The sequence below is a fragment of the Paenibacillus cucumis (ex Kampfer et al. 2016) genome, from assembly GCF_019748695.1.
Lineage (GTDB): Bacteria > Bacillota > Bacilli > Paenibacillales > Paenibacillaceae > Paenibacillus > Paenibacillus polysaccharolyticus.
In genome coordinates this window covers 56,718-66,769 of sequence record NZ_JACLIC010000022.1, presented here as the reverse complement: position 1 = coordinate 66,769, position 10,052 = coordinate 56,718, and the positions used below count along the sequence as shown (strand labels likewise).

General features: G+C 46.6%; 12 protein-coding genes. 1 reads left to right on the top strand and 11 read right to left on the bottom strand.

Going from position 1 to position 10,052, the window contains the following annotated elements:
• Window positions 1–266 precede the first annotated feature (266 nt).
• Complete coding sequence (locus H7T88_RS13350; protein WP_221788862.1) at window positions 267–815, bottom strand: hypothetical protein; 549 nt, start codon at window positions 813–815, stop codon at window positions 267–269.
• Between the two features lie 87 nt (window positions 816–902).
• On the opposite strand from H7T88_RS13350, the gene H7T88_RS13345 reads away from it, so the two are divergent.
• Window positions 903–1,493, top strand: a complete 591-nt coding sequence (locus H7T88_RS13345; protein ID WP_221788861.1) for a TetR/AcrR family transcriptional regulator — start codon at window positions 903–905, stop codon at window positions 1,491–1,493.
• Between the two features lie 84 nt (window positions 1,494–1,577).
• On the opposite strand, the gene H7T88_RS13340 is transcribed toward H7T88_RS13345, so the two are convergent.
• From H7T88_RS13340 to pabA, 10 genes are all read right to left on the bottom strand, one after another.
• The gene (locus H7T88_RS13340; protein ID WP_221788860.1) at window positions 1,578–2,915 is read right to left on the bottom strand and encodes a TrkH family potassium uptake protein; all 1,338 of its coding nucleotides are present in this window, start codon (window positions 2,913–2,915) and stop codon (window positions 1,578–1,580) included.
• 157 nt (window positions 2,916–3,072) lie between these two features.
• Entirely contained in the window at window positions 3,073–4,584 is a 1,512-nt protein-coding gene (gene lysS / locus H7T88_RS13335) for a lysine--tRNA ligase (protein WP_090924642.1), read from the bottom strand.
• A gap of 113 nt (window positions 4,585–4,697) precedes the next feature.
• A complete protein-coding gene (gene greA / locus H7T88_RS13330) occupies window positions 4,698–5,177 on the bottom strand; it encodes a transcription elongation factor GreA (protein ID WP_090924651.1) in 480 nt (159 codons plus the stop codon).
• 251 nt (window positions 5,178–5,428) lie between these two features.
• Complete coding sequence (gene dusB / locus H7T88_RS13325) at window positions 5,429–6,448, bottom strand: tRNA dihydrouridine synthase DusB (RefSeq protein WP_090924641.1); 1,020 nt, start codon at window positions 6,446–6,448, stop codon at window positions 5,429–5,431.
• Window positions 6,449–6,494: 46 nt separating this feature from the next.
• Window positions 6,495–6,689, bottom strand: coding sequence for a helix-turn-helix domain-containing protein (locus H7T88_RS13320; protein WP_154892101.1), 195 nt, complete (start codon window positions 6,687–6,689; stop codon window positions 6,495–6,497).
• Complete coding sequence (gene folK, locus H7T88_RS13315; RefSeq protein ID WP_154892081.1) at window positions 6,650–7,198, bottom strand: 2-amino-4-hydroxy-6-hydroxymethyldihydropteridine diphosphokinase; 549 nt, start codon at window positions 7,196–7,198, stop codon at window positions 6,650–6,652. Before folK ends, H7T88_RS13320 begins: the two co-directional genes overlap by 40 nt.
• Before the next feature lie 9 nt (window positions 7,199–7,207).
• Window positions 7,208–7,570: a dihydroneopterin aldolase gene (gene folB, locus H7T88_RS13310; protein WP_090924638.1), complete on the bottom strand. Its 363-nt coding sequence runs from the start codon at window positions 7,568–7,570 to the stop codon at window positions 7,208–7,210.
• Window positions 7,571–7,650: 80 nt separating this feature from the next.
• Window positions 7,651–8,517 (bottom strand): dihydropteroate synthase, encoded by an 867-nt coding sequence (gene folP / locus H7T88_RS13305; protein ID WP_221788859.1) that lies wholly within the window; start codon window positions 8,515–8,517, stop codon window positions 7,651–7,653.
• On the bottom strand, window positions 8,514–9,407 hold the full coding sequence (locus H7T88_RS13300; RefSeq protein ID WP_221788858.1) for an aminotransferase class IV: 894 nt from the start codon (window positions 9,405–9,407) through the stop codon (window positions 8,514–8,516). The genes folP and H7T88_RS13300 overlap by 4 nt, the downstream gene beginning before the upstream one ends.
• 1 nt (window position 9,408) lies before the next feature.
• Window positions 9,409–9,987, bottom strand: a complete 579-nt coding sequence (pabA, locus tag H7T88_RS13295) for an aminodeoxychorismate/anthranilate synthase component II (protein WP_090924635.1) — start codon at window positions 9,985–9,987, stop codon at window positions 9,409–9,411.
• Window positions 9,988–10,052: the final 65 nt, after the last annotated feature.

Sequence of the window (10,052 nt, the reverse complement as noted above, 5' to 3'; positions counted from 1 at the left end):
TCACTCGTTGTTCAGTTTTCAAAGATCAAACATATTCAGTCACTGTCACTCATTCGCTTCAGTAACTTTTATATCATATCATTTCCGAACCAACTTTGCAAGCTCTTTTTTCAAGTTTCTTTCGAAGCTTATTTTTATTGGCTTACCGCACCGTGTAAACTGTGTTTTCTTGGCCGGAATTAGAATATACCATGTATGATTTTTGATTGCAAGCTTTTTTTCACTTTTATCAAGAACTTGATCATTTCATAAGACAATCTGAACCGTTAACCTATATTTTTAGCAGGAGCTTTCCTCGGCCAAAAGCTATAACTAATACTTATCACGAGATCAATCCCCAGCACTATTGCCCATACTCGGATTAGACCTGAAAACACCTCTGTTCGAGCTGGATCACCAATCCACCATATCATAATATACAAAAGCGCACTTCCAATACTCCAAGCCAAAAGATGTCTGACCCACCCTATACGCTCGTTCCTTGCATGTTCTCTTCCATATAACTTATTCCGCCTAGGATTCTCTCCCCCTCTAAACCAGTATTGAAAGTAACCATCAGCCCAAGCGATCATTTGATGTCCAAAAGCAATGCTTACTCCAATATAGATAGCCGCTATACCATGAACCATACTTGCTGTTGCTCCGCGTTGAAGATCTACTACAGTAGCTACGAGCAACAAAACATCAACAATTGGTGTGGCGGCAAGCAAAGCCAATCCCAATCGCTTCTTACCCAGCATATACCGAACACTTAGCCCTGCCGCGACAAATATCCAAAATGCAATCTCACAGGCAATAATGAAATAAGCAACCATAATTACACCCCTTTTATATAATACGACTGTATTATAATTAATTTAACACTTTTGTACCATAATAATCAATGGTGTTATAATCATGACATGCCTAAAATCGTTGATCATGACAAACAGCGCTTGCTCGTAGCCGAGGCCGCTTGGCGTATTATCCGGAAAAATGGTATGGAACAAGCTTCTGTTCGAAATATCGCTGAGGAAGCTGGAATCTCGGTCGGATCCATGCGCCACTATTTTTCCACTCAATCGGAGCTTCTGTTATATGCAATGAATTTGGTTTCGGAACGGGTGACTGCCCGGATTCAAAGTATGTCTTTCGACGGGCCTCCGATGGAACATATGAAACAGTTACTGCTTGAATTCATACCCAATACGGATGAGAAAATGGCTGAAATGGAGGTGTGGTACGCTTTTACTGCCAAATCCAAAACGGATCCTGCACTTAAGAAACTGGCTGACACTGTATATAATGATATTAGACGAGCTGTCGAGATCGTTATTACTTCGCTGGTGAAGCTCGGCATCTTCAGACCAGATCTAAATCAGGAACTTGAGATCGAGAGACTATATGCTCTCATTGACGGCTTGGCTATCCATGCCGTGCTTAGACCCGATCAGATAAACGGCCAACTTATGGACAACGCTCTCACCTTACATCTGGCCTCTCTATGTCCTTAGAGCGCAACATAAAAAACGCAGTACATTCAATGCCACTCCATTTTTACTCATAGGGGTAGATATCGAATGTCTGCGTTTTTTGTTTTATCCAATAATGATCCGGCCTTCTGGATGGCGATACAATTTCTTCTCTTTACGGGGACGAAGTGCATACGCAATCGTTAGCGGCCCAATCCGACCAACAAACATGGTGAAGGTAATAATGATTTTGCCCCAATTGGTCATCTCATGGGTTACGCCCACCGACAGCCCCACCGTACCAATAGCAGATGCAGCCTCAAACATGAGGGAAAGGAATGGTGCATCTTCGGTTGTAAGTAACAGCATCACTACAATCATGAAGATACTGAGGGAAACCATAATGATCGTCAGGGCTCTCATAAGCAGATCTTTAGGTACACGTTGACGAAAAAAAACAATGTCCTTGTTGCCCCGAATCATGGCATATACAGCACCAATCATGATCAGAAACGTGGTTGTTTTAATCCCTCCACCTGTCGAACCTGGAGAAGCGCCAATAAACATGAGCAAAATAAAGAAAAACTGAGTCGCTTGTCGCATCTGCGTAATGTCAATCGTACTTGTCCCGGAAGAACGCGTTGAGACAGACTGAAAGAACGATGCGTAGATCTTCTCGCTCCAAGTTAGTGAACCAAGCGTGTGACTGTTGGTGAATTCGAAAATAAACAACACCATTGCACCTATACCGATCAACGCACCTGACACGGACAGCACCAATTTCGATTGCAAAGATAACCGGCGGCGTTTGCGATATTCAAACAGGTCATTCAACACAACAAAACCAAGTCCACCAGATATCACGAGAATCGAAGCAGTAATGTTAAAAATCCAGTCTCCGGTATAATATTGAAAACTGTTGCCAAACAGATCAAACCCACCATTGTTAAACAAGGAAACGGAATGAAATATGCCGTAGTATACGGCCTGCATAAAAGGCATCTCCGTTGCCCAGCGTAAAGCCAGAATGACCGCAGCTACCCCTTCAATAGTGAATGAAAAGATCAGAACCTTGCGGATAATCCGTACAATTCCCTCCATACTGTCCGCATTAATAGCCTCTTTCAGTAGCAACCTGTCTTTAAGAGATATGCGTTTGCCCAGCACAAGTGCAAACAATGTGGCCATGGTCATGAAACCGAGCCCGCCAAGTTGCATTAGGATCATGATGACAATCTGACCAAACAAATTGAAAGTTATTCCTACATCCACCACAACTAGCCCAGTCACACATGCCGCTGATGTAGCTGTGAATAAAGCATCAATAAAGGCTAGATGTGTGCCACTCTGATTAGAAAACGGCAACATCAACAAAACGGTCCCAATAGAGATAATTAGCAAGAAACCTCCAACCAATATTAACGGAGGAGATATGAACCTGGCGATCTGAAGCCTGAACTTCATGAAGGGCACCTCTTTTAACCAAAATAAAAATAGGAGCAACTTGTGACCCGTAGCACGTCTGAATGAGTTGCCTATGTAAACCCAAAGAGGAACTTGCCCCAGCTTGAAGCAAGTGGCAGGTTCCTCTTCTATTATGAACGAAAGATACGTTCCTTATTTACTCTTGTGTACGTGGACGCATATGCGGGAAGAGCAGTACGTCACGGATGGACGGTGAATTGGTCAACAACATGATCAGACGATCGATACCGATTCCCAGACCACCTGTTGGTGGCATACCATATTCAAGTGCACGGATGAAATCGTCATCCATCTCATGAGCCTCATCATTACCGTGCTCTTTCTCCAACATCTGAGCTTCAAAACGCTGACGCTGATCAATTGGATCATTCAGCTCGGTGAAGGCATTGGCATGCTCACGTCCAACGATAAACAACTCGAAGCGATCCGTGAAACGTGGATCTGCATCGCTTTTCTTCGCCAGTGGCGAGATTTCAAGCGGATGTCCCATAATGAACGTTGGCTGAATCAACGTTTCTTCAACAAACTCTTCGAAGAAGGCGTTCAGGATGTGACCAAATGTCATATGTGGTTCAACTTTTACGTTATGCTGTTTCGCCAAGCTGTGCGCTTCCTCATCCGTCATATGAACGGAGAAGTCTACACCGACAACTTCCTTAACCGCATCCACCATGGTCACACGGCGCCATTGCGGCTTAAGATTCACTTCATGATCTCCATATTGGATAACTTGTTTACCCAATACTTCCTGTGCGATGTGAGCAACCAGGTTTTCAGTTAAAGCCATGATATCCTTGTAATCCGCATAAGCCTCATACAACTCAATCATCGTAAATTCCGGATTGTGACGTGTAGACATACCTTCGTTCCGGTATACGCGGCCAATCTCATATACTTTTTCCAGACCGCCGACAATCAGACGTTTCAAGTGAAGTTCAATCGCGATCCGCATGTACAGTTCCATATCAAGCGCATTGTGATGAGTAATAAACGGACGAGCCGCCGCACCACCTGCGATTGTATGCAATGTCGGTGTCTCCACTTCCAGATAACCATGGGAGTCGAGGTAACGACGCATGGATTGAATGATTTTGGAACGCATAATGAAGGTCTGCTGCACATCAGGGTTCATGATCAGGTCTACATAACGCTGGCGATAACGCAGTTCAACGTCAGTCAAACCATGGTATTTATCCGGGAGTGGATAAAGAGATTTCGACAACACTTCCAGGTCTTTTACTTTAACGGAAGTCTCACCCGTTTTGGTTTTGAAGACAACGCCAGTTACCCCAACGATATCCCCGAGATCAAGCAGGCTGAATGCCGCAAACTTGTCCTCAGGTACGCTATCCTGACGAACATAGATCTGGATTCGGCCGCTCAGGTCCTGAATATGTGCAAAGCTTGCTTTACCCATGCCCCGCTTCGCCATAATCCGTCCGGCAATACTGACTTCGATGTGCTTCTCTTCCAGCTCTTCCTTGGTCAGTTCTTCATACTTCTTCAGAATGGAGCCGGCTTCTTCGGTACGTACGTATTTTTGGCCAAAAGGGTCGATTCCCAAGTTGCGGAGCTCGTCCAATTTGTCGCGGCGAATCTGTAACAGCTCGCTAAGTTCGGTTTCCTGATTCAAGACTTCATCCGTCATGATCTGTATTCATCTCCTTATTTACATTGCAGCCTGTGCGTGAGGCTTGTCCGTAATGTTGAAAAAAGCTTCCCTAAGGAAGCTTTTGTCTACTACGCCTGACTGCTTCGTTACTACAGCTTTTTAATATCTACAATTTTATATTGAATTACGCCAGCAGGCACACTTACATCAACCACTGTGCCTTTTTTCTTGCCCAAAATAGCTTTACCTACAGGACTTTCATTGGAAATCTTGTTCTGAAGCGGATTGGATTCCGCTGTACCTACAATCGTATATTCTGTGATATCGCCGAATTCCAAATCCTCTACAGTTACGGTTGCACCCACACTTACGGAATCGGTATCGATTTCGTCGCTGTTGATAATTCGTGCGTTACGCAACAGCTTCTCGAGTGTGATGATACGTCCTTCAATAAAAGCTTGCTCATTTTTCGCATCTTCGTATTCGGAGTTCTCGCTGATATCACCATAGCCGATAGCTACTTTGATCCGTTCAGCCACTTCGCGGCGCTTCACTGACTTCAGTGTTTCCAGTTCTTCTTCCAGCTTCTTGAGTCCTTCTGGTGTAAGGATAACTTCCTTGTCGCTCATCTCAACCGATTCTCCTGTCATGGGAATAATTTGATTGTACGGCAACGGAATCAGTGCTGATGACAGAACTCCGCCCGCATACATCTTCAAAACTATATGAAGTTCTCCAGAGAAATAGAATATTCCTCCTGATGCACTATACTTAGTAAACGCACATGGCGAATTTATACTGAGAAATTATAGGTGAACGATCTCGAAAAGTCAATGTTACATCCCCTGCGGCTGTAAACGTTTTACAACACACCTCTTAATTAAGAGGCATTACCCGCAATTACCGGTTCAGACTCCAGATTTCCTTCCATTTTCAACTGCTCCACAAAGTTCTCCAGAATGCCCACCATTTCGTCTCGCTTGGTTCCTTCCATAATAACATCCTTAATCCGGGCCGATCCTTTTAATCCCTTCAAGTACCAAGCCAGATGTTTACGCATTTCGCGTACAGCGACTGTCTCATTTTTGAGTGCAATTAGTCGATCCATATGCAAAACAGCTACGCGGATTTTCTCCTCCGCATTCGGGTCAGGGGGAAGCTGGCCTGAACTCAGGTACTGAATTGTGCGATATAACATCCATGGATTACCCAAAGCAGCGCGCCCAATCATTACTCCGTCACAGCCGGTCTCATCGAGCATACGGCGTGCATCTTCCGGTGAAGATACGTCGCCATTACCGATGACAGGAATAGAGACTGCTTCTTTGACATTTTTGATATGTGACCAATCCGCTGTACCTGTGTAGAGTTGTTCTCTTGTCCGTCCATGCACGCTGACAGCACTTCCGCCAGCTCGTTCCACCGCAAGAGCGTTCTCTACCACATAGATGTGTTCGTTGTCCCAACCGATCCGCATTTTAACGGTGACTGGTTTCTCAACAGCTTCTACAACAGCCGATACCATCTCATAGATCTTGTTCGGGTCCAGCAACCAGCGTGCACCTGCATCACACTTCGTTACCTTCGGAACAGGACACCCCATGTTAATATCAATGATATCTGCATTGGTTTCCTTATCTACGATTCTAGCTGCCTCGACAAGTGATTCCCGGTCGCCTCCCCAAATCTGCAGACTGAGCGGTTTCTCACGTTCATCCACAAATAACATCTCGCGTGTCCGCTGGTTGCCATGCACAATGGCTTTACCACTCACCATCTCAGCGCAGACAAGGCCCGTACCAAACTCTTTGGCGATCAGGCGAAAAGCAGGATTACACACACCAGCCATAGGTGCAAGAACAACCTGATTCTTCATTTCAATATTACCAATCTTAAGCATGCTTGCTGTTTCACCTCTTTATCCGTTCTTCGTTATCCGCCGTTCATTATTTCCCTTGTAATTCCTCGATACTAATCGCGAGCACACCCGCTATCTTACTTAGTTCCTGTGGTGTAACTTTCCGATTTCCACGTTCAATCGTCCCCAGAATAGCCAAAGATATACCTGTCTCGGCCGCAAGCTCATGCTGGGTTAACCCTTTCAGCTTCCGGAACGCCCGGATTCGGTTGGCCAATTGCATGTTTTCCAACGCTGTATTCCATCCTTTCCATCCAGTACAGACAACGATGCGTGTACAAAGGTATGCAGACCTGATGCCTCGTTCTGCGGTACGATGTCCGACAGCGGCACCAGTACAAAAGCCCGCTCTCCCATACGGGGATGCGGCAGTTGAAGCAGTTCGGTATCTCGCGTCTCTCCATGCATCCAGAGCAGATCCAGATCCACCGTACGCGGGCCCCAGCGAATATCCCTAACCCGTCCAAGTTGATTCTCTACACTGAGCAATTCGGCGAGCAAAAGCTCCGGCGTCAGATTTGTACTGACCATAGCAGCCATATTCAAAAACGCAGGCTGATCCACATATCCTACCGGCTCTGTCTCATATAGTGCAGAGCAGCGCAGCACAGATATATGAGGATGTTCATTCAGAAGCGTTAACGCTTCAAGCAGCGTCTGCTCCCGATTACCCAAATTAGCCCCTAAAGCAATATAAGCCTCTGAGGATTCAGAGGTCGAATGTGCAATCATGATCGGTTCTCACTTTCTTGAGCGGCGAAGCTCTACCGTTACGCCTCCAAAATGAATATCAAATGGCGGGTGCGGCTTCGTCACCTTGACTGTCAATGCATTGATAATAGTATAAGTGTCTAGTAAAGAAGATGCAATATGTTCACCCAACGCTTCAATTAACTGGAATGATTTATTTTCGACGATCTGCTTCACCAGCTCATGAATCTCTGCGTAATTAATCGTTTTGGTCAGATCATCGTTACGCCCAGCCTCACCCAGATCCATATCGATCTCCAGATCAATGTAATACCGCTGACCTAGCTTTCGTTCTTCTGCAAACACACCGTGATACCCGTAATACTCCATGCGGTGCAATACCATTCTGTCCATCAAGTTCCCCTGCCTTCTATTCAAATACTTTCTATATCAAAACGCTTCGCTTCAACATGAGGGGCCGTGAAGGCCCTCTATTACGATCTTCTCCGTAAGCCCGGAGAACGATATAACATCGCATCACACATGTCCGCCGTCCGCCGGATTGGCTTCACATCATGAACCCGTACCAACTGGCAGCCTTGGGCAATGCCAAATGCAACCGTTGCTGCCGTACCTTCCAGCGCATCGTCAGCACCTACATCCAGCGTGTGCTGGATGAATCTTTTGCGGGATGTAGCAAGCAGCACGGGATACCCCAACTCGTTTAACAGACCGAGAGAAGACATCAACTCCAGGTTCTCCGAGAGGTCCTTCACAAAACCAATCCCTGGGTCCAGTATAATCTGACTCTCCTCTACGCCCGCTGCAAGTGCAAGTCGCACGCTGTCCTGCACATCACGCACAACATCAAGCAGGTAATCGGTGTAGTCTCTTGTCTGCTGGTTATGCATCAGAATAATCGGGCAACCCAGCTCAGCAGCAGTCCGCGCCATATCCGGGTCGGCCTTGGCCCCCCATACATCGTTGATGATATGGGCTCCTGCCAGAATGGCTTGGCGCGCAACGTCCGCCTTGTATGTATCCACGGAGATCGGAATATGCGGCGCCTCTGCACGCAAGGCTTCGATCACCGGAATAATTCGATGAAGTTCTTCATCTGCGCCAACCACCTCTGATCCTGGACGGGTGGATTCTCCACCGATATCAATCAGATCCGCACCGTCCTCCATCATTTGTTTCGCATGGGCTACTGCCCGCTCCACATTATTGTAGCGCCCACCATCTGAGAACGAATCTGGCGTGACATTCAAAATGCCCATAATCTGCGTTCGGGAGCCCAGTGTAATTGAAGCTGGTCCCCATTCATATTTCCGTTCATAGATGACCGGTGTAAGTGTCATGAAGTATACCCCGCTTTCTCCCGGTACATACGCAGCAGTACTGCCGTTACCGGACCAATCCGTCCATTGCTGATATCTGTTTCAGTGCCGCTCAGATCCCGCAACGTCGTCACCGGCACGAGCTCGGCTACGGAACCCGTCAGAAAAATTTCATCTGCTTGCTGTAGATCTTCCCATAGTGCCTGCACCTCTACGCAAGCGATGCCTTGATCTGCAGCAATCTCCATCACTACCGCTCTAGTGATCCCTGGAAGAATGCCTGTTGACAACGAAGGGGTGTAGAGAACTTTCTCTCGCACCCAAAATATATTGCTGACAATGCCCTCCGCAACATAATCGTCGCGCGTAAGTTGTAATCCTTCTGCGCTCAGTAATCGCTGGTCTTGCCCGCCATAACTGTTTAATTCACGTTTCGCCAAGATACTGTTCATGTAATGAAGCGACTTGAATCTGATTTGGCTTTCCGGTGTATTACGAGGTGTAGATAGACGTTGTAGCATTTTGCCCCTTTCATACAGAGTAGGAAAAGGGTCAGGTAATGATTTTGCCAGTACGATATGTGTGGGGTCTGTATAATTCCCCGAAGGTAGTCCAAGCGGCGCTTCACCAGCAGATACTGTATAACGCACGTACGCATCCTTAAGTTCGTTTCCCTGCATCAGACGGGATATCCAGTCTTTGACTTCCTCTGCTGTCACTGTAAAAGGAATGCCCAACTCTTCACAGCCTGAAGCCATGCGCTCCAGATGCCTTTCCAGAAGGTAGGGTACTCCTTGGTATGTTCGAAAGGTCTCGAACATACCAAGTCCGTACAAAAAGCCGTGATCCGTTACAGGAACCACAGCGGACGCCAGTTGAACCAGTTCCCCGTTAATCGCGGCATATTGCATATTATACGTTCGCTTTTTGCTGTGCTAGGAAATTGCGAAGCATCTGATGACCATGATCTGTAATGATGGATTCCGGGTGGAACTGTACCCCTTCAATCGCATACGTTTTGTGACGCAGACCCATAATCTCTCCTTCAGCTGTTTCCGCTGTAATCTCCAGACAATCCGGCAGACTACTACGTTCCACGATCAATGAATGATACCGAGTTGCCGTAAACGGAGAAGGCAGCCCCGTAAATACCGATGTACCCTGGTGATGCATCTCCGATGTTTTGCCGTGCATCATCCGATCCGCTCGAATGACATTGCCTCCAAACGCCTGCCCGATCGCCTGATGTCCAAGACAGACGCCAAAGATGGGTATGCTTCCTTTGAAATGTTCGATAACTGCCAAGCTGATCCCCGCTTCATTCGGTGTACATGGACCTGGAGAGATCAGAATATGATCCGGTGCCAGTGCTTCAATACCTGCCAGATCAATCTCGTCATTGCGGCGAACTTCCACCGTCTCCCCCAATTCACCCAGATATTGGACCAGGTTGTAGGTAAAGGAATCGTAATTGTCGATAACCAGAATCATAGGTCTGCTCCTCCTCATATTCCACCGCAGATTACGGCGGATGCCTTGTTTATTTTAACTTATTC

Bases quoted from the DNA above. Each gene is read 5' to 3' on its own strand.
- greA (WP_090924651.1), bottom strand. From the start codon at position 5,177: ATGAGCGACAAGGAAGTTATCCTTACACCAGAAGGACTCAAGAAGCTG.
- H7T88_RS13320 (WP_154892101.1), bottom strand. From the start codon at position 6,689: ATGCAATTGGCCAACCGAATCCGGGCGTTCCGGAAGCTGAAAGGGTTA.
- H7T88_RS13300 (WP_221788858.1), bottom strand. From the start codon at position 9,407: ATGCAATATGCCGCGATTAACGGGGAACTGGTTCAACTGGCGTCCGCT.
- dusB (WP_090924641.1), bottom strand. From the start codon at position 6,448: ATGCTTAAGATTGGTAATATTGAAATGAAGAATCAGGTTGTTCTTGCA.
- H7T88_RS13340 (WP_221788860.1), bottom strand. From the start codon at position 2,915: ATGAAGTTCAGGCTTCAGATCGCCAGGTTCATATCTCCTCCGTTAATA.
- folB (WP_090924638.1), bottom strand. From the start codon at position 7,570: ATGGACAGAATGGTATTGCACCGCATGGAGTATTACGGGTATCACGGT.
- H7T88_RS13350 (WP_221788862.1), bottom strand. From the start codon at position 815: ATGGTTGCTTATTTCATTATTGCCTGTGAGATTGCATTTTGGATATTT.
- pabA (WP_090924635.1), bottom strand. From the start codon at position 9,987: ATGATTCTGGTTATCGACAATTACGATTCCTTTACCTACAACCTGGTC.
- folP (WP_221788859.1), bottom strand. From the start codon at position 8,517: ATGACACTTACACCGGTCATCTATGAACGGAAATATGAATGGGGACCA.
- H7T88_RS13345 (WP_221788861.1), top strand. From the start codon at position 903: ATGCCTAAAATCGTTGATCATGACAAACAGCGCTTGCTCGTAGCCGAG.
- folK (WP_154892081.1), bottom strand. From the start codon at position 7,198: ATGATTGCACATTCGACCTCTGAATCCTCAGAGGCTTATATTGCTTTA.
- lysS (WP_090924642.1), bottom strand. From the start codon at position 4,584: ATGACGGATGAAGTCTTGAATCAGGAAACCGAACTTAGCGAGCTGTTA.